The 24,066-nt window shown below is 57.5% G+C and carries 25 protein-coding genes; 23 read left to right on the forward strand and 2 right to left on the reverse strand.

All coding sequences use genetic code 11. The features are described from left to right. Position 1: 1 nt before the first annotated feature. From PYW49_RS16320 to PYW49_RS16355, 8 genes are all read left to right on the forward strand, one after another. Complete coding sequence (locus PYW49_RS16320) at positions 2-643, forward strand: TetR family transcriptional regulator (RefSeq protein WP_134349575.1); 642 nt, start codon at positions 2-4, stop codon at positions 641-643. Positions 644-684: 41 nt separating this feature from the next. Continuing rightward, entirely contained in the window at positions 685-1,137 is a 453-nt protein-coding gene (locus PYW49_RS16325) for a MarR family winged helix-turn-helix transcriptional regulator (protein ID WP_134349574.1), read from the forward strand. An 84-nt stretch (positions 1,138-1,221) separates the two neighbouring features. After that, on the forward strand, positions 1,222-1,650 hold the full coding sequence (locus PYW49_RS16330) for an organic hydroperoxide resistance protein (RefSeq protein WP_196367087.1): 429 nt from the start codon (positions 1,222-1,224) through the stop codon (positions 1,648-1,650). 147 nt (positions 1,651-1,797) lie between these two features. Further along, on the forward strand, positions 1,798-2,343 hold the full coding sequence (gene dnaT / locus PYW49_RS16335; RefSeq protein ID WP_134349573.1) for a primosomal protein DnaT: 546 nt from the start codon (positions 1,798-1,800) through the stop codon (positions 2,341-2,343). After that, positions 2,340-3,077 (forward strand): DNA replication protein DnaC, encoded by a 738-nt coding sequence (gene dnaC / locus PYW49_RS16340; RefSeq protein WP_013095461.1) that lies wholly within the window; start codon positions 2,340-2,342, stop codon positions 3,075-3,077. Before dnaT ends, dnaC begins: the two co-directional genes overlap by 4 nt. 84 nt (positions 3,078-3,161) lie before the next feature. Next, entirely contained in the window at positions 3,162-3,641 is a 480-nt protein-coding gene (locus tag PYW49_RS16345; RefSeq protein WP_134349572.1) for a DUF2501 domain-containing protein, read from the forward strand. Positions 3,642-3,911: 270 nt separating this feature from the next. After that, on the forward strand, positions 3,912-6,203 hold the full coding sequence (gene opgB / locus PYW49_RS16350) for a phosphatidylglycerol--membrane-oligosaccharide glycerophosphotransferase (protein ID WP_134349571.1): 2,292 nt from the start codon (positions 3,912-3,914) through the stop codon (positions 6,201-6,203). Then, entirely contained in the window at positions 6,203-6,721 is a 519-nt protein-coding gene (locus tag PYW49_RS16355; protein ID WP_134349570.1) for a GNAT family N-acetyltransferase, read from the forward strand. The genes opgB and PYW49_RS16355 overlap by 1 nt, the downstream gene beginning before the upstream one ends. Before the next feature lie 56 nt (positions 6,722-6,777). Here the strand turns inward: PYW49_RS16355 and tsr are convergent, their stop codons facing one another. Next, a complete protein-coding gene (tsr, locus tag PYW49_RS16360) occupies positions 6,778-8,442 on the reverse strand; it encodes a methyl-accepting chemotaxis protein (RefSeq protein ID WP_134349569.1) in 1,665 nt (554 codons plus the stop codon). An 85-nt stretch (positions 8,443-8,527) separates the two neighbouring features. After that, positions 8,528-8,968 (reverse strand): homoprotocatechuate degradation operon regulator HpaR, encoded by a 441-nt coding sequence (gene hpaR, locus PYW49_RS16365; protein WP_134349568.1) that lies wholly within the window; start codon positions 8,966-8,968, stop codon positions 8,528-8,530. A 270-nt stretch (positions 8,969-9,238) separates the two neighbouring features. On the opposite strand from hpaR, the gene hpaG reads away from it, so the two are divergent. The 15 genes from hpaG to PYW49_RS16440 all read left to right on the forward strand — a co-directional run bounded on the left by hpaG (position 9,239) and on the right by PYW49_RS16440 (position 24,065). Beyond that, a complete protein-coding gene (gene hpaG / locus PYW49_RS16370) occupies positions 9,239-10,516 on the forward strand; it encodes a 4-hydroxyphenylacetate degradation bifunctional isomerase/decarboxylase (RefSeq protein ID WP_320386966.1) in 1,278 nt (425 codons plus the stop codon). After that, positions 10,513-11,979, forward strand: coding sequence for a 5-carboxymethyl-2-hydroxymuconate semialdehyde dehydrogenase (hpaE, locus tag PYW49_RS16375; protein ID WP_320386967.1), 1,467 nt, complete (start codon positions 10,513-10,515; stop codon positions 11,977-11,979). The genes hpaG and hpaE overlap by 4 nt, the downstream gene beginning before the upstream one ends. 2 nt (positions 11,980-11,981) lie before the next feature. Next, entirely contained in the window at positions 11,982-12,833 is an 852-nt protein-coding gene (gene hpaD, locus PYW49_RS16380; protein ID WP_320386968.1) for a 3,4-dihydroxyphenylacetate 2,3-dioxygenase, read from the forward strand. 9 nt (positions 12,834-12,842) lie between these two features. After that, on the forward strand, positions 12,843-13,223 hold the full coding sequence (locus tag PYW49_RS16385) for a 5-carboxymethyl-2-hydroxymuconate Delta-isomerase (protein ID WP_320386969.1): 381 nt from the start codon (positions 12,843-12,845) through the stop codon (positions 13,221-13,223). A 147-nt stretch (positions 13,224-13,370) separates the two neighbouring features. Beyond that, positions 13,371-14,174, forward strand: coding sequence for a 2-oxo-hept-4-ene-1,7-dioate hydratase (hpaH, locus tag PYW49_RS16390; RefSeq protein ID WP_039262280.1), 804 nt, complete (start codon positions 13,371-13,373; stop codon positions 14,172-14,174). Between the two features lie 9 nt (positions 14,175-14,183). Then, positions 14,184-14,981: a 4-hydroxy-2-oxoheptanedioate aldolase gene (gene hpaI / locus PYW49_RS16395; RefSeq protein WP_320386970.1), complete on the forward strand. Its 798-nt coding sequence runs from the start codon at positions 14,184-14,186 to the stop codon at positions 14,979-14,981. 21 nt (positions 14,982-15,002) lie between these two features. Continuing rightward, positions 15,003-16,355, forward strand: coding sequence for a 4-hydroxyphenylacetate permease (gene hpaX / locus PYW49_RS16400; protein WP_320386971.1), 1,353 nt, complete (start codon positions 15,003-15,005; stop codon positions 16,353-16,355). Between the two features lie 9 nt (positions 16,356-16,364). Then, entirely contained in the window at positions 16,365-17,255 is an 891-nt protein-coding gene (gene hpaA / locus PYW49_RS16405; protein WP_134349559.1) for a 4-hydroxyphenylacetate catabolism regulatory protein HpaA, read from the forward strand. Positions 17,256-17,379: 124 nt separating this feature from the next. Beyond that, positions 17,380-17,718, forward strand: a complete 339-nt coding sequence (locus tag PYW49_RS16410) for a type II toxin-antitoxin system RelE/ParE family toxin (protein WP_134349558.1) — start codon at positions 17,380-17,382, stop codon at positions 17,716-17,718. Between the two features lie 5 nt (positions 17,719-17,723). Continuing rightward, positions 17,724-18,056 (forward strand): addiction module antidote protein, encoded by a 333-nt coding sequence (locus tag PYW49_RS16415; protein WP_320387072.1) that lies wholly within the window; start codon positions 17,724-17,726, stop codon positions 18,054-18,056. 174 nt (positions 18,057-18,230) lie between these two features. Next, the gene (gene hpaB / locus PYW49_RS16420) at positions 18,231-19,793 is read left to right on the forward strand and encodes a 4-hydroxyphenylacetate 3-monooxygenase, oxygenase component (protein ID WP_134349557.1); all 1,563 of its coding nucleotides are present in this window, start codon (positions 18,231-18,233) and stop codon (positions 19,791-19,793) included. Positions 19,794-19,810: 17 nt separating this feature from the next. Then, positions 19,811-20,320 (forward strand): 4-hydroxyphenylacetate 3-monooxygenase reductase subunit, encoded by a 510-nt coding sequence (locus PYW49_RS16425; RefSeq protein ID WP_320386972.1) that lies wholly within the window; start codon positions 19,811-19,813, stop codon positions 20,318-20,320. A 178-nt stretch (positions 20,321-20,498) separates the two neighbouring features. Next, positions 20,499-21,416 (forward strand): helix-turn-helix transcriptional regulator, encoded by a 918-nt coding sequence (locus PYW49_RS16430; RefSeq protein ID WP_134349555.1) that lies wholly within the window; start codon positions 20,499-20,501, stop codon positions 21,414-21,416. Between the two features lie 191 nt (positions 21,417-21,607). Continuing rightward, complete coding sequence (locus tag PYW49_RS16435; protein WP_134349554.1) at positions 21,608-23,761, forward strand: carbon starvation CstA family protein; 2,154 nt, start codon at positions 21,608-21,610, stop codon at positions 23,759-23,761. A 100-nt stretch (positions 23,762-23,861) separates the two neighbouring features. Beyond that, positions 23,862-24,065, forward strand: coding sequence for a YbdD/YjiX family protein (locus PYW49_RS16440; RefSeq protein WP_003856610.1), 204 nt, complete (start codon positions 23,862-23,864; stop codon positions 24,063-24,065). Position 24,066: the final 1 nt, after the last annotated feature.

Genomic DNA, 24,066 nt, shown 5'->3' on the forward strand with positions numbered 1-24,066 from the left:
TGTGGCTAACCCTGGCAGCGAACACCCTGAGCACAGTGAAGAATCCAGCCTGAAAGAGAAAATTTTTCAGAGCGCTATCGCACTTTTTGCCGAATATGGATTAAACGGTGCCCGCATGGAACAGATCGCGGAGAAAGCGGGCACCACCAAGCGCATGGTGGTTTACCATTTTAAGAATAAAGAGAATCTCTATCTCCTCGTTCTGGAACATGTCTACACCCAGATTCGCGCCAGTGAAAAAGCGCTCAGCCTGTCGGGAATGCCGCCCGTCGAAGCGCTGGTCAATCTGGTTGAGGCCACCTTTGACTATCATGCCGACCATCCAGACTACATCCGCATTATTTGCATGGAAAACATGCAGCGCGGCCGCTTTATGCAGCAGTCGAGCTATCTCCGCCAGGTCAACCGCAGCGCGCTCGACCTGTTGGAGGAGATCCTGCGCCGGGGCAAAGAAAAACAGCTCTTCAGCCAGACGGTCGACGCCCGCGATCTTCATCGTCTGATCAGCAGCTTCAGCTTTCACTACGTTGCCAACAGCTACACCTTTACGCTGCTGTTTGAAGAAGGTGCAGATGAACAGGCTCAGCGCCAGCATTACCGTAAAATGGCCGTTCAGGTGGCGCTGCGTTATACCTGCCCATAAAATTGCTTGCAATTAAATCGTGCACTATCTATATTCATCTCATGAACGCGAAAACAAACGACGTAACCGCTGCGCTCAAGCTGGATAACCAGCTCTGCTTTGCCCTCTATTCGGCAAATCTGGCGCTTAATAAGCTGTACCGGCAACTGCTGGCACCGCTGAACCTGACCTACCCGCAATATCTGGTGATGCTGGTGCTGTGGGAGCAGGATGACGTCACGGTGTCGGACATCGGTGAACGGCTGTTTCTGGATTCTGCAACCCTGACGCCGCTGCTGAAACGTCTGGAAAGCGCCGGGCTGATAAATCGTCAGCGCTCGCGCAAGGATGAACGTCAGGTTGCCGTCACCCTGAGCGAAGCGGGACGTGAACTTCAGCAGCAGGCAGCAGGTATCCCCCATGCGGTGGGATGCGCAGCACAGTGTGATACCGACACTCTGCTCACGCTTAAACAGCAGTTGGAGATTTTGCGACAACATATTCAGCGCGCGTAAGGCTATACTTTACGCGTCTTTATTTAACCATATATATCGCACGCTATTTAATAGCGCACTTTAATGCAAGATGAGGAACCTGCCATGTCTTTAGAAAAAGTTGTTTATACCGCCAAAGCAAAAGCAACCGGTGGCCGTGATGGCCGCGCGACCTCTTCCGATGGTGTACTGGATGTAAAACTGGGTGTGCCAAAAGAGATGGGCGGCATGGGCGGAGAAGTGACTAACCCTGAGCAGCTGTTTGCTGCGGGCTACTCTGCCTGCTTCCTGGGCGCGATGAAGTTTGTGGCCGCACGCGACAAATTTACCCTGCCAAAAGACGCCTTTATTGAAGGCGAAGTGGGTATTGGTCCACTGCCAACCGGCTTTGGTATTGAAGCCAAACTGAACATCCATGTTGAAGGTATGGATCCCGTGGAAGCCAAAAAGCTGGTGGATGCCGCACATATCGTTTGCCCGTATTCTAACGCAACCCGCGGCAACATCGACGTAACCCTGAATATCATCGCGTAATAAATGCCTGATGGCGCTGCGCTTATCAGGCCTACGACCGTGCCCCGGTAAGCGCAGCGCCACCGGGGAAATCCCCTCCATCCCTTCCCCCTCTCTGTGCTACCATAAGCCCATATCACGCCCGTCGTTATCAGTAGAGTAAGCGTTATGTCCTCCAGAATTCTGACCACCAGCATTGCTGGTATTGATGCCTTTATGCGCGACCCGCGCGGTGTGTTGACCCACGCCGAAGGTGGCACAGTTGCGGTTTTTGCCGACAACGCTCCGGCGTTTTACGCAATCACACCGGAACGTCTGGCGCAGCTTCTGGAGATTGAAGCGCAATTGTCGCGCCCGGCGAGCGATGTCACGCTGGATAACCAGTTCTTTGATGAACCGGTTAACGTCCCCGTGACCGTGCCGATGGGAAAATTTGCCCTGTACGCGGGCTGGCAACCGGACGCAGATTTCCAGCGGCAGGCCGCGCTGTGGGGCATTGCGTTAACTCAGCCGGCCACCGCTGAAGAGCTCGCCGCGTTTACCGCCTGGTGGCAGGCGGAAGGTAAAGTCTTCACCCACATTCAGTGGCAGCAAAAGCTCGCGCGTCATCTTCAAATCACCCGCGCCGGCAACAACGGCCAGCCAAAACGCGATATCAACGCGTTTTCCGAACCGGATAAACAGATCCCCAATGGATTCCGAGGTGCGAAATGAAGAACGTCGGCGACCTGATGAAACGACTGCAAAAAATGATGCCTGCCAACGTGAAGCCTGCTTTCACGACGGGGGAAGAGCTGCTGGCGTGGCAAAAAGAGCAAGGAGAGATCCGCGCTGCCGCGCTCGCCCGCGAAAATCGGGCGATGAAAATGCAGCGCACCTTCAACCGTTCCGGTATTCGTCCTCTGCACCAGAACTGCTCGTTTGATAACTACAAAATTGAGACCAACGGGCAGATGAACGCGCTCGCCGCCGCTCGTCAGTACGTCGATGAATTCGACGGCAACATCGCCAGCTTCATCTTTAGCGGCAAGCCGGGCACCGGTAAAAACCACCTTGCCGCCGCTATCTGCAACGAACTACTTCTGCGCGGGAAATCGGTCCTCATCATCACCGTGGCCGATATCATGTCCGCCATGAAAGACACCTTCAGCAACCGCGAAACCAGCGAAGAGCAACTGCTTAACGACCTGAGTAATGTGGATTTGCTGGTCATTGATGAGATTGGCGTTCAGACGGAATCTCGTTATGAAAAGGTGATCATTAACCAGATTGTCGATCGCCGCTCCTCGTCCAAACGCCCCACCGGCATGCTGACGAACCACAATATCGACGAGATGACCCGCCTGCTGGGGGAACGCGTCATGGACCGCATGAAGCTGGGTAACAGTCTGTACGTCATCTTCGACTGGGAAAGTTACCGCAGTCGCGTCACCGGCAAAGAGTATTAAGACAGTTCCAGGAATCGCCGGTCGGGCACAGGTATATACTGGAACCCCTTCCGCCCCAAAACGGACCTTTTTGAGAAAGCCATTATGAAAAAACAGATTATTATCAGCACCTTTTTAGGCGTTCTGCTGATTACCGGCGCAACACAAGCAGCATCCTGGCAGGAATCCCTTTCAAGCGCGGCAAACGAGCTGAGCAAAGAAAGCAGCTCTCAGGGTGGGCTCTCCGCCTCTTCCCTCACCAGCCTGCTGGGCAACAGCGGCCAGAGCCTGAGCGCGGGCACGATGAACAACGCGGCGGGAATTCTGGAATATTGCGCGAAGCAAAAGCTGGCTTCCGTAACCGACGCGCAAAACGTGAAAAACCAGGTGCTGGGTAAACTGGGTCTGGATACCCAGGAGCAGAAAGCGGATACCAACTATATGGACGGCATTCAGGGTCTGCTTAACGCGCAAAACGGCCAGCAGCTTAACCTGAGCACCCTCGGCAACTCTTCTCTGGCAAAACAGGTGAAAACCAAAGCCTGCGATCTGGTGCTGAAACAAGGCGTTAATTTCCTCTCCTGATCCACCCCATTTTCTGCCACAACACGCCGCGTTTAATGCGATAGTCTTGCACCGCGGCGTTAAACGAGCGTTTTCCCCACCTGCCACCGTCTCAGCGTCCGTTTGTCAGGATGCGACCTTCTTCATAAAAACGATTTTCTAAACCAAATCCTAACAACAGCACACTTTCGTGACACTAAAATTGCAGCTTAACGACATCGCAATTACATTGTATGACCCAAAAAATAAACAGTTAGCCAGCGAAGCACCTGGCGTCATGAGGATATGCTGTTGTCAGAACTAATGTCCCTTATCCTTTTTCTGGCTTCTGTCGGCGTCTATGCCTGCAAAGCTGGCCGTAACACCTGGTGGTTTATCGCCACGCTGGTGGTGCTCGGCATTTTTATTATTTTAAACATTACCTTATACGCCAGCGATTACTTTACCGGTGACGGCATTAACGATGCGGTGCTCTACACCCTGACGAACAGCCTGACGGGCGCGGGTGTGGGCAAGTACATTCTTCCGGGGCTGGGCATCGTCGTTGCGCTGGTGACGATTTTTGGCGCGCTGGCGTGGGTCTTGCGTCGACGTCGCCATCATCCGCACCATCATGGCTACAGCCTGCTGGCGTTATTTCTGGCGCTGGCCTCCGTCGACGCCAGCCCGGCGTTCCACCAGATCACCGAACTGGTGAAATCCCAGTCGCGCGACGGCGATCCGGATTTCGCGGCCTACTACAAAGAACCGTCGAAAACGATCGCCAACCCGAAGCTCAATCTGGTCTATATCTACGGTGAAAGTCTGGAGCGCACGTACTTTGATAACGACGCTTTTCCAGACCTGACGCCAGACCTGGGCGCACTCAAAAATGAAGGTCTCGATTTCAGCCACACCATGCAGCTGCCGGGTACGGATTACACCATCGCCGGGATGGTTGCTTCCCAGTGCGGCATCCCGCTGTTCGCGCCTTTTGAAGGTAACGCCTCAGCTTCAATGTCGACGTTCTTCCCACAGAACGTCTGCCTTGGCGATATCCTGAAAAACTCCGGCTATGAAAACTATTTTATGCAGGGGGCAAACCTGCGCTTCGCCGGAAAAGACGTGTTCCTGAAATCCCACGGTTTTGACCACCTGTATGGCTCAGAAGAGTTAAAAACGACGGTTGCCGATCCGAGCTACCGCAACGACTGGGGCTTCTATGACGATACGGTGCTGGAGGAGACCTGGAAAAAATTTGAGGAACTCTCCCGCGCCGGCAAACGCTTCTCGCTCTTTGCGCTGACGGTGGACACGCATCATCCGGACGGGTTCGTCTCGCGCACCTGTAAGCGCAAACGCTATGACGTCGATGGCAAAAACAACAAATCTTTCAGCGCCGTGACCTGTAGCCAGGAGCACATCGCCGCGCTGGTCGAGAAAATCAAAACCTCGCCCTGGTTTAAAAACACCGTCATCGTCGTCTCGTCTGACCATCTGGCGATGAAAAACAGCGCATGGGATCAGCTCAACAAGCAGGATCGCAGCAACCTGTTTTTCGTCCTGCGCGGCGACCAGCCGCAGCAGGAGATAATCGCCACCAAACGCAACTCCATGGATAACGGCGCAACCGTGCTGGACATTCTGGGCGGCGACAACTTTATTGGTCTTGGCCGCAGCACGCTATCGGGGCAATCCCTGTCGGAAGTGTTCCTTAACATGAAGGAAAAAATCCTCGCCTGGAAACCCGACATCATTCGCCTGTGGAATTTCCCGAAAGAGATGAAAGACTTCACCATCGATCGGGATAAAAACACCATTGCCTTCTCGGGCAGCAACTTCCGTCTGCCGCTGCTGTTGCGCGTGTCGGAAGGTCGCGTCGAGCCGCTGCCGGAAAGCGAGTATTCCGCGCCGCTGCGCTATCAGCTGGCCGATTTTGCCCCCCGCGACAACTTCGTCTGGGTGGACAGGTGCTACAAAATGGGCCAGCTCTGGTCGCAGCCGCTGGCGCTCTCTACCGACTGGTGCGTCTCTCAGGGCCAGCTTGGCGGCGAGCAAACCGTGCAGCACGTGGATAAAGCCCAGTGGAAAGGCAAAACCGCGTTTAAAGACACGGTGATTGATACCGCACGCTATCAGCACAACATCGACATGCTGAAAATCGTCGATAACGATATTCGCTATAAGGCGGACAGCTTTATCTTTAACGTCGCCGGCGCGCCGGAAGAGGTGAAACAGTTTAGCGGCATCTCGCGTCCGGAGTCCTGGGGGCGCTGGTCGAACGCGCAGCTGGGCAACGAGGTAAAAATTGAATACGCCCATCCCCTGCCTGAACAATTTGACCTCGTGATCACGGCCAGAGCGTACGGGCCCAATGCCAATAAGCCCGTGCCGGTCCGCGTGGGCGATCGGGAGCAGACCCTGACGCTTGGAAACGATGTGTCCACGCACACGCTGCATTTTGAGAACCCATCGCGCAGCAATACGCTGGTGATTGTGCCGCCAGCTCCGCAGTCGACGAATGAAGGGAATATCCTTGGACACTCACCGCGCGAGATCGGGATTGGCATGGTCGAAATTAAAATTGTGAGTAACGCTGGCTGATGGTCGCTCTTAACCTCACCGTTCGCCCTACACGCGCCGATGACGTTACCGCCCTGCCCGCCATTGAACGCGCGGCGGCCGGACGTTTTCGTGACGACCCGGCACTCGCCTGGCTTGCCGAGGGCGAGGTGATTTCCGCTGAACAGCACCTCGGGTATGTCGAACGCGGGCTAAGCTGGCTGGCACTGGCGAACGACAGCCCCGTGGGGTTTATCCTCACAGAAGCGCATACTTCGTCGCTGTTTATTGTTGAGCTCTCGGTTGATCTGGACTGGCAGGGAAAAGGGATTGGCCGGCAGCTCATCGCCTGTGCGGCTGACCATGCCCGTAAAACAGGGCTGGCGTCGCTAACGTTGACGACGTTCCGGGACGTTCCATGGAATGCGCCGTTCTATGCGCGGTTGGGGTTTGAATACGTCACTGTACTCACGCCTGAACTGCGTCAGAAAAGAGAAGAAGAGACAGCGCACGGCTTAGCGTATGAAACGCGCTGCGCCATGCGCCTGCCCCTTAGTTGATTCCCCGAACCGTAGGCCGGGTAAGGCGAAGCCGCCACCCGGCACAACACGCAGGATTAGAACGTTTCCCAGTTATCGCCTGAATCAGCAGTCGCCGTTTTACGCGCCATCACCGGCGTGGAAACCGCTTTAGCCGCAGCGAACTCGCGCGCTTTCATCTGCTCCTGCTGAATGCGGAACACCGCCACGGCCTGAGTCAGGCGGCTCGCCTGCTCTTCCAGCGCGGCCGCTGCCGCAGCAGACTCTTCAACCAGCGAGGCGTTCTGCTGAGTCACGCGATCCATCTCAGCCACCGCCAGACCCACCTGGTCGATACCGCGGCTCTGCTCGTCAGACGCAGAGGCGATTTCACCCATGATGTCCGTTACGCGGGTGACCGCATTAACGATCTCACCCATGGTTTCACCGGCACTTTCAACCAGCGTTGAACCCACTTCCACGCGGCCCACAGAGTCTTCAATCAGGCTCTTGATCTCACGTGCAGCCTGGGCGCTGCGCTGCGCCAGGTTACGGACTTCACCTGCCACCACCGCAAAACCACGGCCCTGCTCGCCCGCACGTGCCGCTTCTACCGCCGCGTTCAGTGCCAGGATGTTGGTCTGGAAAGCAATACCGTCGATCACGCTAATAATGTCGGCAATTTTCTGCGAACTGCCCGCGATATCACGCATGGTCTGCACCACGTTATCCACCACTTTGCCGCCTTTCTGCGCAGTTTCAGAGGCGCTCAGCGCAAGATGGCTCGCCTGACGGGCGTTTTCGGCGTTCTGCTTAACGGTCGCCGTCAGCTGCTCCATGCTGGCAGCGGTCTCTTCCAGAGAAGCGGCCTGCTGCTCGGTACGGGAAGAGAGGTCGTTATTGCCCATCGCTATTTCGCTCGCGCCGCTGTAGATAGCATTCGCGCCGTTACGCACGTCGCCAACGGTACGCACCAGCTCGCCCTGCATATGACGCAGCGAGTCGGCCAGTTCACCCATCTCGTTGGTGCCCTGAACCTCAATACGCTTCACCAGGTCGCCGCTGGCGATATGGCGAATGTTGTCGATCAGACGATTCAGCGGAGAAATCAGCGTCTGCTTGATGTTCAGCCAGACGGCCACGATCACCACCAGCACCGCAATCAGAACGCTGATCAGCACCCAGATAGCCTGGCTGAAGGAGCTGTTGCTATCTTCGACCGCCATCTGGTACAGCTTGTCGTTCTGCTGCAGGTAGCTCACATACTGCTTCTCAAAACCATCCTGATAACTCTGGGTCGGTTGGTCGAAGAAGGCGTTGATTTTGCCTGCACCCAGCAGCTGAATCAGCTCCGCCAGCGCACCGTGGTAAATATCATAGTTACGTTTGATCTCCATCGCTTCAGCGTCGTTTTGACGCGGATCGCGCGGCAGGGCCTCGTAGGCAGCCCAGTTTTTTTCCGCCTGTTTCAGAGATGTAGACGCAATTTGCATCAAATCGTTAACGGTCGCGCCGCTGCCGATATTGCTCTGATCCATCATGTAACGGATACCCGCACGGTTCAGGGTATTACGGGTTTGCAGCAAGGCTACCCAGCTGGCGTTCAGCGTGGACTGTTGCTGGCGAATGGTTTGCAGGACGGTGAAATTCTCTTTGTCATTCTTAAGGGCATTAAAGAAAAGACCACCGGATGTGAGTTGTAAAAGGCCAAATATCGCTAAAACCAGCATTAAGCTGGTGACAATCTTGATACGGTTTAACATGTTTTCTCTTTCCATCAGACAGATAACAGAATTTTCGGCCTGGAAATGGAAAACTTTACGAAAATCATCCTGGAATTTGTGGTTTTTACTCTCCTTCCCGCGCTGCGTTATGCCGGTTTCCGAGTTCAATAAACTCTTCCAGCAGCCCGGTCAGCTGTTTCATCTTCTCCGGCGTATATTCCGCCTCAATCTGCTGATACGCCTCTTCCACCTGCGCCTGGGCGTGCTCATACAGCGCGTTGCCCTCTTTGGTCAGCGACACGTACAGCTTGCGCTGGTCATTCATGGGCTTCAGGCGCAGCACCAGACCGTCGCGCTCCATCCGCGTCAGAATGCCCGTCAGGCTCGGGCGCAGGATACAGGTGCGAAACGCCAGATCGTGAAAATCCATCGACGGATGTTCAGCCAGCACGCGCACAATCCGCCACTGCTGCTCGGTCAGGTTATGTCGCTTCACAATCGGTCGGAAGTACGACATCGCCGCTTCCCGCGCCTGCAACAGCGCAATGGTTAATGAGTCATGCATAGCCTCTCCCAGCCAGTCATTAACAGGTAAACAATCACTAAAAGATGTTTTTATAAACAATAGCTTTTCTGCCAAAAAGTCTAACAGAAACCAGTCAATTTTATTAACACAATGATTTATATATCAATAAAAACCAATATGTAAATTTATTGTTATTCATATCACAAATTTTTCACTTCTGATTGCGAAATAAACAGCAAAAGCATAAAACCAGATCATTAACATATTAACGAAATCACAACCCGGACCGCCGGGGTGAGGAGTATGTGAATGAAAGGTACTGTTTTTGCCGTGGCGCTGAATCATCAAAGCCAGCGTGAAGCCTGGCGTGAGGCATTCGAAAAAGCCCCCTATAACACCCCGCCGAAAACGGCGGTGTGGTTCATAAAACCGCATAACACCGTGATTCGTGCCGGCGAGCCGATTCCGTTCCCGCAGGGAGAAACGGTGTTAAGCGGCGCGACGGTCGCGCTGATCGTGGGCAAAACCGCCAGCAGGGTGCGCGTGGAGGACGCCGCAGAGTACATCGCGGGATATGCGCTGGCCAACGAGGTGAGCCTGCCGGAAGAGAGCTTCTACCGCCCGGCCATCAAGGCCAAGTGCCGGGACGGGTTTTGCCCGCTTGGCGAGCTGGCCGCCGTGGACAACGTGGATAACCTGACCATCATCACCGAGATCAACGGTCGCGAAGCGGACCACTGGAATACCGCCGAACTGCAGCGCAGCGCCGCCGAACTGCTGAGCGCCCTGAGCGAGTTCGCCACCCTCAATCCTGGCGATGCCATTCTGATCGGTACTCCGCATTCGCGCGTTCCCCTTCAGCCAGGGGATCGCGTGCGCGTTCTGGCGGAAGGTTTTCCGCCGCTGGAAAACCCGGTGGTGGATGAGCGCGACGTAGCCATCGCTCACGGCGCGCATCCGCACCCCACGCTGTTTGCCCTCGGCCTGAACTACGCCGATCACGCCAGCGAGCTGGACTTCAAGCCGCCGACCGAGCCGCTGGTGTTCATCAAAGCGCCAAACACCTTTAACGGCGACAACCAGACCTCGGTACGCCCGAACAACGTTGAGTACATGCACTACGAGGCGGAGCTGGTGGTAGTCATCGGTAAAACCGCGCGCAAGGTGAGTGAAGCCGACGCGATGGACTACGTTGCGGGCTATACGGTCTGCAACGACTACGCCATCCGCGACTATCTCGAAAACTACTACCGCCCGAACCTGCGGGTGAAAAGCCGCGACGGGCTGACGCCCATTTCCCCGAACATCGTGCCGAAAGCGGCCATTCCCGACCCGCACAACTTAGCCCTGCGCACCTTCGTGAACGGCGAGCTGCGCCAGGAAGGGACCACGGCGGACCTGATTTTCAGCATCCCGTTCCTGATTGCGTACCTGAGCGATTTTATGACCCTGCAGCCGGGCGACATGATTGCCACCGGCACGCCGAAAGGGCTGTCCGACGTGGTGCCGGGCGATGAAGTGGTCGTGGAAGTGGAAGGCGTGGGCCGCCTGGTGAACCGAATTGTCAGCGAGGGGACTGCAAAATGAAAAAAATTAACCACTGGATCAACGGTAAGAACGTCGCGGGAAGCGACTACTTCCACACCACCAACCCGGCCTCCGGCGAGGTGCTGGCGGAGGTGGCCTCCGGCGGTGAAGCCGAAATCCATCAAGCCGTGGCGGCAGCAAAAGAGGCGTTCCCGAAATGGGCTAACCTGCCGATGAAGGAACGCGCGCGCCTGATGCGTCGCCTGGGGGATCTGATCGACCAGAACGTCCCGGAGATCGCCGCCATGGAAACCGCCGACACCGGCCTGCCGATCCACCAGACCAAAAACGTCCTGATCCCGCGCGCCTCGCACAACTTCGAGTTCTTCGCCGAGGTGTGCCAGCAGATGAACGGCAAAACCTACCCGGTCGACGACAAGATGCTGAACTACACCCTGGTGCAGCCGGTGGGCGTCTGCGCGCTGGTGTCGCCGTGGAACGTGCCGTTTATGACCGCCACCTGGAAGGTCGCGCCGTGCCTGGCCTTAGGCAATACCGCGGTGCTGAAGATGTCTGAACTCTCCCCGCTCACCGCCGACCGCCTGGGCGAGCTGGCGCTGGAGGCGGGCATTCCGGCGGGCGTGCTGAACGTGGTGCAGGGCTACGGCGCGACGGCGGGCGACGCGCTGGTGCGCCATCACGACGTGCGCGCCGTCTCCTTCACCGGCGGCACCGCCACCGGGCGCAACATCATGAAAAACGCCGGGCTGAAGAAGTACTCCATGGAGCTGGGCGGCAAATCCCCGGTGCTGATTTTTGAAGATGCCGACATCGAGCGCGCCCTGGACGCTGCCCTGTTTACCATCTTCTCCATCAACGGCGAGCGCTGCACCGCCGGCTCGCGCATCTTCATCCAGCAGAGCATCTACCCGGAATTCGTTAAACGCTTTGCCGAGCGCGCCAACCGCCTGCGCGTAGGCGACCCGACCGATCCGAACACTCAGATTGGCGCGCTCATCAGCCAACAGCACTGGGAGAAAGTCTCCGGCTATATCCGCCTCGGCATTGAAGAGGGTGCAACCCTGCTGGCGGGCGGCCCGGACAAACCAACCGACCTGCCCGCGCACCTGAAGGGCGGCAACTTCCTGCGCCCGACCGTGCTGGCGAACGTCGACAACCGCATGCGCGTGGCGCAGGAGGAGATCTTTGGGCCGGTGGCCTGCCTGCTGCCGTTTAAGGACGAAGCGGAAGGCCTGCGCCTGGCCAACGACGTGGAGTACGGCCTGGCGTCGTACATCTGGACCCAGGACGTCAGCAAGGTGCTGCGTCTGGCGCGCAATATCGAAGCCGGCATGGTGTTCGTGAACACCCAGAACGTGCGCGACCTGCGTCAGCCGTTTGGCGGCGTGAAGGCCTCCGGCACCGGGCGCGAGGGCGGCGAGTACAGCTTCGAAGTGTTCGCGGAGATGAAGAACGTCTGCATCTCCATGGGCGACCATCCGATTCCAAAGTGGGGGATCTGATCATGGGTAAATTAGCGTTAGCGGCAAAAATCACCCACGTGCCGTCGATGTATCTCTCTGAGCTGCCGGGCAAAAACCACGGCTGCCGCCAGTCGGCTATCGACGGACATAAAGAGATCAGCAAGCGCTGCCGCGAGCTGGGCGTGGACACCATCATCGTGTTCGACACCCACTGGCTGGTGAACAGCGCGTACCACATCAACTGTGCGGACCATTTTGCGGGCGTCTACACCAGCAACGAGCTGCCGCACTTTATCCGCGACATGACCTACGACTACGACGGCAACCCGGCGCTCGGCCAGCTGATTGCCGACGAAGCGGTCAAGCTCGGCGTGCGCGCCAAAGCGCACAACATTCCGAGCCTTAAGCTGGAGTACGGCACGCTGGTGCCGATGCGCTACATGAACGCGGATAAACACTTCAAGGTGGTCTCCATCTCGGCGTTCTGCACGGTTCACGACTTCGCCGACAGCCGCCGGCTGGGTGAGGCCATCGTAAGCGCCATCGAAAAATACGACGGCACCGTGGCGGTGCTTGCCAGCGGCTCGCTGTCGCACCGCTTTATCGATGACCAGCGCGCCGAAGAAGGGATGAACAGCTACACCCGCGAGTTCGACCGCCAGATGGACGAGCGCGTGGTGAAGCTGTGGCGCGAGGGCCAGTTCAAAGAATTCTGCAGCATGCTGCCGGAGTACGCCGACTACTGCTACGGCGAGGGCAACATGCACGACACGGTGATGCTGCTGGGCATGCTCGGCTGGGACAAATACCACGGTAAGGTGGAGTTTCTCACCGAGCTGTTCGCCAGCTCCGGCACCGGCCAGGTCAACGCCGTTTTCCCCCTGCCCGCGTAAGGAGCCACCATGCCGCACTTTATTGCTGAATGCACCGACAACATCCGCGAGCAGGCCGACCTGCCGGGGCTGTTCGCCAAAGTGAACGAGGCGCTGGCCGCCACGGGCATCTTCCCGCTCGGCGGCATCCGCAGCCGCGCCCACTGGCTGGATACCTGGCAGATGGCCGACGGCAGGCACGATTACGCCTTTGTCCATATGACGCTGAAGATTGGTTCCGGGCGCAGCCTGGAGAGCCGGGAAGAGGTCGGTGAAATGCTGTTTGCGCTGATCAAAACACACTTCGCGGAACTGATGGCGAGCCGCTATCTGGCGCTGTCGTTTGAGCTCGATGAGTTGCACCCGACGCTCAATTACAAACAAAACAATGTGCACGCGTTGTTTACGTAGCCGTCTGCTCGCCCGGTGGCGCTTCGCTTACCGGGCCTACAACGACCCCGAACGTAGGCCGGGTAAGCGAAGCGCCACCCGGCAACAGCAGCACCAAACCGTAGGCCGGGTAAGCGCAGCGCCACCCGGCAAAAACAGGATATCGCCATGCTCGATAAACACACCCATACCCTGATCGCCCATCGTCTGCATCAGGCGGAGCAGTCCCGGGAGCAGATCCGCCAGATCTCCCTCGACTACCCGACGATCACCATTGACGACGCCTACGCCGTTCAACGCGAATGGGTCAGCCTGAAAATCGCCGAAGGTCGCGTGCTGAAAGGCCACAAGATCGGCCTCACCTCCAAAGCGATGCAGGCCAGCTCGCAGATCAGCGAACCGGACTACGGCGCGCTGCTGGACGACATGTTCTTCCACGACGGCAGCGACATCCCCGTCGATCGGTTTATCGTCCCGCGCATCGAGGTGGAGCTGGCGTTCGTGCTGGCAAAACCGCTGCGCGGCCCGAACTGCACGATCTTCGACGTCTACAACGCCACGGATTACGTGATCCCCGCGCTGGAGCTGATCGACGCCCGCTGCCACAACGTCGACCCGGAGACCCAGCGCCCGCGCAAGGTCTTCGACACCATCTCCGATAACGCCGCCAACGCGGGCGTGATCCTCGGCGGCCGCCCGATTAAGCCCGACGAGCTGGATCTGCGCTGGATCTCTGCCCTGCTCTACCGCAACGGCGTTATTGAAGAGACCGGCGTCGCTGCGGGCGTGCTTAACCACCCGGCCAACGGCGTGGCGTGGCTGGCGAACAAACTGGCCCCGTACGACGTGCAGCTTGAGCCCGGCCAGATCATCCTCGGCGGCTCGTTTACCCGCCCGGTGCCCGCCAGCAGAGGCGACACCTTCCACGTGGACTACGGCAACATGGGCTCCATCAGCTGCCGCTTTGTTTAGGAGAGGACCATGCAAAACGCATTCAAAGCGGCGCTGCAGGCAGGCCGCCCGCAAATTGGCTTATGGCTGGGGCTGACCAGCAGCTACAGCGCGGAGCTGCTGGCCGGGGCAGGCTTCGACTGGCTGCTGATCGACGGCGAGCACGCGCCGAACAGCGTGCAGACCGTTTTAACCCAGCTGCAGGCCATCGCCCCTTATCCGAGCCAGCCGGTGGTCCGCCCGTCGTGGAACGATCCGGTGCAGATCAAACAGCTGCTGGACGTCGGGGCACAAACTCTGCTGGTACCGATGGTGCAAAACGCCGATGAAGCCCGTCTGGCGGTACGTTCTACCCGCTACCCGCCCGCAGGCATTCGCGGGGTGGGCAGCGCCCTCGCGCGCGCCTCGCGCTGGAACCGTATTCCGGATTACCTGCAGCAGGCTAACGACGCCATGTGCGTGCTGGTGCAAATCGAAACCCGCGAGGCGCTGAAAAACCTGCCGCAGATCCTGGACGTGGACGGCGTCGACGGCGTGTTTATCGGCCCGGCGGATCTGAGCGCCGACATGGGCTTTGCCGGCAATCCGCAACACCCGGAAGTCCAGGCAGCCATCGAACAGGCGATCGCGCAGATACGCGCCACCGGTAAAGCCCCCGGCATCCTGATGGCCAACGAGGCGCTGGCAAAACGCTATCTCGACCTCGGTGCGCTGTTTGTTGCCGTCGGCGTTGACACCACCCTGCTCGCCCGCGGCGCGGAAGCGCTGGCGGCACGCTTTATCGAAAAACCGGTTACGTCAGTTAATAACAATAAATCCGTCTACTAAACGTAAGATCTGGAGCGCACCATGACGACCTCTCCCCTGCAAACCCATGATAATAAAGCTGTTGAACATCGCGTCATTAACAAACTGTTCCGGCGCCTGATCGTGTTTCTCTTTATTCTGTTTGTCTTTTCGTTTCTCGATCGCATCAATATCGGCTTTGCCGGGCTGACGATGGGCAAAGATCTGGGCCTCACGTCCACCATGTTTGGCCTGGCCGCGACGCTGTTTTACGTCACCTACGTGCTGTGCGGGATCCCGAGCAACATCATGCTGGCGAAGATCGGCGCGCGGCGCTGGATCGCCGGGATCATGGTGGTGTGGGGCATCGCCTCCACCTGCACCATGTTCGCCACCAGTCCGCACACGCTGTATGTTTTACGCATGCTGGTAGGCATTGCCGAAGCCGGCTTCCTGCCGGGGATTTTGGTCTACCTCACCTGGTGGTTCCCGGCGTATCACCGCGCCCGCGCCAACGCGCTGTTTATGATTGCGATGCCGGTGACCATGATGCTCGGCTCGATCCTCTCCGGCTACATTCTGGCGATGGACGGGCTGTGGAACCTGAAGGGCTGGCAGTGGCTTTTCCTGCTGGAAGGGCTGCCGTCCGTAGTGCTCGGCGTGGTGACCTGGTTTTACCTCAACGACACGCCAGATCAGGCCACCTGGCTGGATGATGACGAAAAGCAGGCGCTGAAAACGATGATCGCCCGCGAGCAGGAGGTCGCGATTGCCCGGCCCGTCACGCCGAAATCCACGCTGCGCGAAGTGCTGACCCCGGCGGTGCTGCTCTACACGCTGGCCTACTTCTGCCTGACCAACACGCTGAGCGCGATCAACATCTGGACGCCGCAGATCCTGCAAAGCTTCAACACGGGGAGCAGCAATATCGTCATCGGCCTGCTGGCGGCGATCCCACAGTTTTGTACCATCCTCGGGATGATCTGGTGGAGCCGCCGCTCCGACAGGCTGAAAGAGCGAAAAAAGCACACCATCCTGCCGTACCTGTTCGCCGCGGCGGGATGGATGCTGGCCTCAGCCACCGATCACAGCCTGATCCAGCTGCTTGGCATCATCATGGCCTCAACCGGATCGTTTACCGCCATGGCGATATTCTGGACCACGCCGGATCGGGTCATTAGCCTGCAGTCGCGCGCCGTGGCGCTGGCGGTGATCAACGCCATTGGCAACGTCGGATCTGCCGTCAGCCCGCTGCTGATCGGTATTCTGCGCGACGCCACCGGCAGCTTCAGCTCGGGGCTGTGGTTTGTCGCCGGGCTGCTGGTGGTCGGCGCGCTGGTGCTGACGCGCATCCCAATGACGCAGCGCGAAAGCCTGGAACGCGAGCCGGGTATCGCGGCGCAGAAGATCCACTAGGGAGCGGGTATGTGCCAGAGCCCAATTACCAATATCGATATCAGCAAGGAGTACGACGAAAGTCTGGGCACCGACGATGTGCACTACCAGTCGTTCGCGCGCATGGCGGCCTTTTTTGGCCGCGACATGCAGGCGCACCGTCACGACCAGTACTTTCAGATGCACTTTCTCGATACCGGGCAGATTGAACTCCAGCTCGACGATCACCGCTACTCGGTGCAGGCCCCGCTGTTCGTTCTCACGCCGCCGTCGGTGCCGCACGCGTTTATCACCGAATCCGACAGCGACGGTCACGTCCTGACGGTGCGCGAGGATCTGATCTGGCCGCTGCTGGAAGTACTCTACCCCGGCACGCGGGAGGCGTTTGGCCTGCCGGGGATCTGTCTGTCTCTGGCGGATAAGCCGGACGAGCTGGCAGCGCTAAAACACTACTGGCAGCTGATTGCCCGGGAGTCCACGGAGCAGCTGCCCGGTCGCGAGCATACTCTGGTCCTGCTGGCCCAGGCGGTTTTCACCCTGCTGCTTCGCAACGCGAAGCTCGACGACCACGCTTCAGGCGGTATGCGCGGCGAGCTGAAGCTGTTCCAGCGCTTTACTCAGCTGATTGATGCGCACTACCACCAGCACTGGACGGTACCGGAATACGCCAGCGAGCTGCACCTGACCGAATCCCGACTGACCGATATCTGCCGCCGCTTCGCCAACCGCCCGCCGAAACGGCTGATCTTCGACCGCCAGCTGCGCGAAGCCAGGCGGCTGCTGCTCTTCTCCGACAGCACGGTCAGCGAGATTGCCTGGCAGCTGGGGTTTAAGGATCCGGCCTATTTTGCGCGGTTTTTTAACCGCTTAGTGGGGTGCTCGCCCAGCGCGTACCGGGCGCAAAAAGTACCGGTTTCCTGAGGTTCATCAGGTGAGTTCACGCTTTGCGAGCATGCTTCCAGAACCCGTCTCGTCGGGTTTTTATTCGTAATATTTTCCCCTAAGCTGACGGCCCATTGCACATCGTAAACTATGGGCTACAATAATGAAAAAGGTTAAACACTATTTAACCGCCGATGGGCACGACCCATTCGACGACTATTTGCGCAGCGTAAAAGACCCGATAGCGAAAGCCATGATCGCCACGCGTATTGCCCGAATGGCAACAGGGAATTATGGGGATTGTAAACCCTGCCGGGAAAGCGTGTCAGAGCTGAAAATAGATCAGGGGCCAGGCTACCGCGTCTATTTCAGCGAAGTCACCGATCCTTGTGATGGAGCAATCAGTCTGCTACTGCTCGGTGGAACGAAAAAGAAGCAAGACGCTGATATTGATAAGGCCGTTGAGTACCTTAACGACTTTAAGAACAGAAATGAGAGGTAAGAATGATGGCAAAGTCAGTGCTTCATGATGATGCGATGGTAAAACTCCTTAAGGATGATCCGGCATTTGCTCCGATTTATCTTCACCAGGCCTTTCTTGAGATTGATGAAGCTGGCGGCTACGAGGCGTTCATTCTCGCACTGCGGCATGTTATTGAAGCCACCGGTGGCATGACGGCCATTGCGAAGCGCGCCGGTATTAGCCGTGAGTCACTTTATAAATCACTTTCGCCAAATGGTAATCCGTCGTTTAAGCGCGTTGCGGCTGTTGCCTCAGCCACAGGATTCCCTATCTCCCGCATTGCAACCATCACCCAACAGCAACACGCCCCAGCCTAGGAAAGTCATCTGGAGGGGGAATCAATCCCCCGCACAGATCACAAAACCCACACCCACCCGAAAAGTACCCGCCGTTGTCCCAAACGTCCCTTCACGTTCCGCCCCTCTCAGGCTTCAATTAAACAACAAAAACAAAACATAAATTTAACAACCAAATTCCGATACGAGGTCCCTATGAAGCCTGAAGATTTCCGCACTGATGCCAAACGCCCGTTAACCGGTGAAGAGTATTTAAAAAGCCTGCAGGACGGTCGTGAGATTTATATCTACGGCGAACGCGTCAAAGACGTCACCACCCATCCGGCGTTTCGCAATGCGGCGGCCTCCATCGCGCAGATGTACGACGCGCTGCACAAACCGGACATGCAGGACACGCTGTGCTGGGGCACCGACACCGGCAGCGGCGGCTACACCCATAAGTTTTTCCGCGTGGCGAAAAGTGCCGACGACCTGCGCCAGCAGCGCGACGCTATCGCCGAGTGGTCGCGCCTGAGCTACGGCTGGATGGGCCGCACGCCGGACTACAAAGCCGCTTTCGGCTGCGCGCTCGGGGCTAATCCGGCCTTCTACGGCCAGTTCGAGCAGAACGCCCGCAACTGGTACACCCGCATTCAGGAAACCGGCCTGTACTTCAACCACGCCATCGTTAACCCACCCATCGACCGTCACAAACCGGCGGACGAGGTGAAGGACGTCTACATCAAGCTGGAGAAAGAGACCGACGCCGGGATCATCGTCAGCGGTGCGAAAGTGGTGGCCACCAACTCGGCGCTGACCCACTACAACATGATCGGCTTTGGCTCCGCGCAGGTGATGGGCGAAAACCCGGACTTCGCGCTGATGTTCGTTGCGCCGATGGATGCCGAGGGCGTGAAGCTAATCTCCCGCGCCTCTTACGAGATGGTGGCCGGCGCAACCGGCTCCCCGTATGACTACCCGCTCTCCAGCCGCTTTGATGAGAACGATGCGATCCTGGTGATGGATCATGTGCTGATCCCGTGGGAAAACGTGCTGATCTACCGCGATTTCGACCGCTGCCGTCGCTGGACGATGGAGGGTGGCTTTGCGCGGATGTACCCGCTGCAGGCTTGCGTGCGTCTGGCGGTTAAACTCGACTTCATCACCGCCCTGCTGAAGAAATCCCTGGAGTGCACCGGTACCCTGGAGTTCCGCGGCGTGCAGGCGGATCTCGGCGAAGTGGTGGCCTGGCGCAATATGTTCTGGGCGCTGAGCGACTCCATGTGCTCCGAAGCCACCCCGTGGGTCAACGGGGCGTATCTGCCGGATCACGCCGCGCTGCAAACCTACCGCGTGATGGCGCCAATGGCCTACGCCAAGATCAAGAACATCATTGAGCGTAACGTGACGTCCGGTCTGATCTACCTCCCATCCAGCGCCCGGGATCTGAACAACCCGCAGATCGACCAGTATCTGGCGAAATACGTGCGCGGCTCCAACGGTATGGATCACGTCGAACGCATCAAGATTTTGAAGCTGATGTGGGATGCCATCGGCAGCGAGTTTGGCGGCCGTCACGAGCTGTACGAGATCAACTACTCCGGCAGCCAGGATGAAATCCGCCTGCAGTGTCTGCGCCAGGCGCAGAGCTCGGGCAATATGGACAAGATGATGGCGATGGTCGACCGCTGTATGTCCGAATACGACCAACACGGCTGGACGGTGCCGCACCTGCACAACAACAGCGATATCAACATGCTGGATCAGCTGCTGAAATAATGCAGCGGGAGGTTTTCATGCAATCAGAACAACGCCTGCGTTTTCGCGACGCGATGGCCAGCCTGTCGGCCGCGGTCAATATTGTCACCACCGAGGGCGAAGCGGGCCGCTGCGGCATTACCGCCACTGCCGTCTGTTCGGTCACGGACACCCCGCCGTCGGTCATGGTGTGCATCAACGCCAACAGCGCCATGAACCCGGTATTCCAGGGCAACGGCAGGCTGTGCGTTAACGTGCTGAACCACGAGCAGGAGATCATGGCTCGCCATTTCGCCGGGATGACCGGTATGACGATGGAGGAGCGCTTTGCCCTCTCCTGCTGGCAGAAAGGCCCGCTCGCGCAACCGGTGCTCAAGGGCGCGCTGGCCAGCCTTGAAGGGGAGATTAGCCAGGTACAAACCATCGGCACGCATCTTGTTTATCTTGTTGAAATTAAAAACATCATTCTCAGTGAAGCAGGACACGGCCTGATCTACTTCAAACGCCGTTTCCACCCGGTCATGCTGGAGACGGAAGTGGCCGTGTAATTCCCCCTCGCGCTGGCCTTTTTCCCGGCCAGCGCCGCTTTCTACAAAAACTCCTAAGGTTTCCGCTAAATCACGCCGTTATATAACCATAAGAGAAATTTTCTGTGCCTGAATACTGACACCACGTGTCAGTGCACCCGCATCATTCAGCGCATACCTAAATATACAGGATGACCTTATGGCTAAAACGACGCGGAGCCGCTCGGCTGAACGTCTGGTCGATATTCTCCTTGAGCTCCATTTAAACGGTGTGGTAAACCGCAGTGCGTTAATGGAAAAATTTAAAATTACCGAGCGTACCGTCTACCGGGATTTAAATGCCCTTTCTCCCATTGTTGAACATACCGGTAACGGGCTATATCGGCTGATCCATTCCGCACAATCGCCTGGCGGACAAGGCTTACACCATACCCTTGCTAACTTTCTGAATGCTGATAGTTTTTTCCCTGACAGGAATACGGAATTCTGGCAAAAGCTGGAAACGCGCGTTGACGAGAACCATATTCTTATTCTTGCGAATGAAGCCGAACACACGGTACAACGCGATATTCGTCGTCATTTAACGAAAATCGAGAGTTCGATTAAAAACCATAATGTTTGCCAGATTGTTTATAAGGGTAAAACCCGTCTGATTAATCCCTATAAACTCATTAACAAAAAAAATATATGGTATTTACAAGCCACCGAAAATAGCCATCTGAAATCCTTCTCGTTGAGCCAGATTACCTGGTTTGATATTCAGAAAACGACATTCACCCCGGAAGAAAATGTCCTTGAGCTGCTGGAAAAAAGCCTCGACCCTTGGGTATCAGAAGATACTTTCGCAGTGAAAATATTCATCAAAGATAATATTTCACATTACTTCCTGCGTCGCGATCTTCTGCCGGAACAGGAGCTGCTGGAGGAGCAGCAGGGCGGCGTCACGCTGCGCTGCCAGGCGGCACACGAGAACCAGATCCTGCCGCTGCTGTTCTACTGGCTGCCCCATATTCAGATTCTGGAACCGAGCTGGCTGAAGGAGAAGCTCATCAGGACGCTGGAGAGCTATCTGGCCGTGGAGCAAGACCCGAATAATCAAGTGATCTCAATCACATAATTTCGCCCCCTGGCGGCGAGCCGGAACCGCTCGTCGCCCCCTTTGACCGCTCACCTGGCACTTTCAACCACTCATTCATTTACCGTCCTTTACACGCGCGACGATCTGGCAAGATCGCCTCAGCATTAATCAATACCTCCTCACAACGAACCCTGACCCTTTTTTCTTTACATAAAAAACCAGGTCTTACTATGGATACTAAAAAACTACTGAAGCACGTGCCCTGGGCCTTACTCGGGATCCTCGGCGCTTTTTGTCTGGCGGTTGTCGCATTACGCCGGGGCGAACACGTAAGCGCCCTGTGGATCGTGGTCGCGTCCGTTTCCGTCTATCTTGTTGCTTATCGCTACTACAGCTTGTACATCGCGCAGAAGGTCATGAAGCTCGACCCGACGCGTGCCACCCCGGCTGTCATTAACAATGACGGCCTGAACTACGTGCCAACCAACCGCTACGTGCTGTTTGGCCACCACTTCGCCGCTATCGCCGGGGCAGGCCCGCTGGTCGGCCCGGTGCTGGCCGCGCAGATGGGCTACCTGCCGGGTACCCTGTGGCTTCTTGCTGGCGTGGTGCTGGCGGGTGCGGTGCAGGACTTTATGGTGCTGTTTATCTCTTCTCGCCGTAACGGCGCGTCTCTGGGTGAGATGGTTAAAGAAGAGATGGGCCGCGTGCCGGGAACCATCGCCCTGTTCGGCTGCTTCCTGATCATGATCATCATCCTCGCGGTGCTGGCGCTGATCGTAGTGAAAGCGCTGGCGGAAAGTCCGTGGGGTGTCTTCACCGTCTGCTCTACCGTGCCGATTGCGCTGTTCATGGGTATCTACATGCGCTTCCTGCGTCCGGGCCGCGTGGGCGAAGTGTCGGTGATTGGTATCGTGCTGCTGGTTGCCTCCATCTACTTCGGCGGAGTGATTGCGCACGACCCGTACTGGGGCCCGGCGCTGACCTTCAAGGACACCACCATCACCTTCGCGCTGATCGGCTACGCGTTTATCTCCGCGCTGCTGCCGGTCTGGCTGATTCTGGCCCCGCGTGACTACCTGGCAACCTTCCTCAAAATCGGCGTTATCGTCGGTCTGGCGATCGGCATCCTGGTGATTAACCCGGATCTGAAAATGCCGGCAGTGACCCAGTACATCGACGGTACCGGTCCACTGTGGAAAGGTGCCCTGTTCCCGTTCCTGTTCATCACCATCGCCTGCGGTGCGGTCTCCGGCTTCCACGCCCTGATTGCCTCCGGTACCACGCCTAAGCTGCTGGCGAACGAGAAAGACGCGCGTCTGATCGGCTACGGTGCCATGCTGATGGAATCCTTCGTGGCGATCATGGCGCTGGTTGCTGCGTCTATCATCGAACCGGGTCTCTACTTCGCGATGAACACCCCGCCTGCTGGCCTCGGCATTACCATGCCAAACCTGCACGAGATGGGCGGCGACAACGCGGCGCTGATCATGGCGCAGCTGAAAGACGCGAGCGCACACGCTGCGGCGACCGTCAGCTCCTGGGGCTTTGTGATTTCGCCAGAGCAGATCATGCAGACCGCGAAAGACATCGGCGAACCGTCCGTGCTGAACCGCGCCGGTGGCGCACCGACGCTGGCCGTGGGTATCGCACACGTGTTCCACAAAGTGCTGCCATGGGCGGACATGGGCTTCTGGTACCACTTCGGTATTCTGTTCGAAGCGCTGTTCATCCTCACCGCGCTGGACGCCGGTACCCGTGCGGGCCGCTTCATGCTCCAGGACCTGCTCGGTAACTTCGTGCCGTTCCTGAAGAAAACCGACTCTCTGGTGGCGGGCGTACTGGGCACCGCGGGCTGCGTAGGCCTGTGGGGCTACCTGCTGTATCAGGGCGTTGTCGACCCACTCGGCGGCGTGAAGAGCCTGTGGCCACTGTTCGGTATCTCTAACCAGATGCTCGCAGCGGTTGCGCTGGTGCTCGGCACCGTCGTGCTGGTGAAGATGAAGCGCACCAAATACATCTGGGTCACCGTGGTACCTGCGCTGTGGCTGCTGCTCTGCACCACCTGGGCGCTTGGCCTGAAGCTGTTCAGCGCCAACCCGCAGCTGGAAGGCTTCTTCTTCATGGCTAACCAGTACAAAGAGAAGATTGCCGCAGGCGGCGCGGATCTGACCGCGCAGCAGATTGCCAACATGAACCATATCGTGGTGAACAACTACACCAACGCGGGTCTGAGCATTCTGTTCCTGGTGGTGGTGTACAGCATCATCTTCTACGGCATCAAAACCTGGATGAACGTGCGTAACGCCGAGGGCCGTACGGATAAAGAAACCCCGTACGTACCCGTGCCGGAAGGCGGCGTGAAGACCTCTTCGCACCATTAATCCGCAATCCTCCCCCTCTCCCTTTGGGAGAGGGCTGGGGTGAGGGGAACACAAGCCCAGCGGACTCACATCGCCGGGCTTTTTCTTATCAGGATCCGTTATGTTTGGTAACTTAGGCGAAGCAAAAAAATACCTCGGTCAGGCGGCAAAAATGCTGATTGGCATTCCGGACTATGACAACTACGTTGAGCATATGAAGACCAACCATCCGGATAAGCCGTACATGACCTACACCGAATTCTTCCGCGAGCGCCAGGAAGCGCGCTACGGCGGAAGTGGAGAAGGCGGCGTCCGCTGCTGCTAAA

Origin of the sequence: Enterobacter chinensis (assembly GCF_034008295.1) — a bacterium.
Taxonomy (GTDB): domain Bacteria; phylum Pseudomonadota; class Gammaproteobacteria; order Enterobacterales; family Enterobacteriaceae; genus Enterobacter; species Enterobacter chinensis.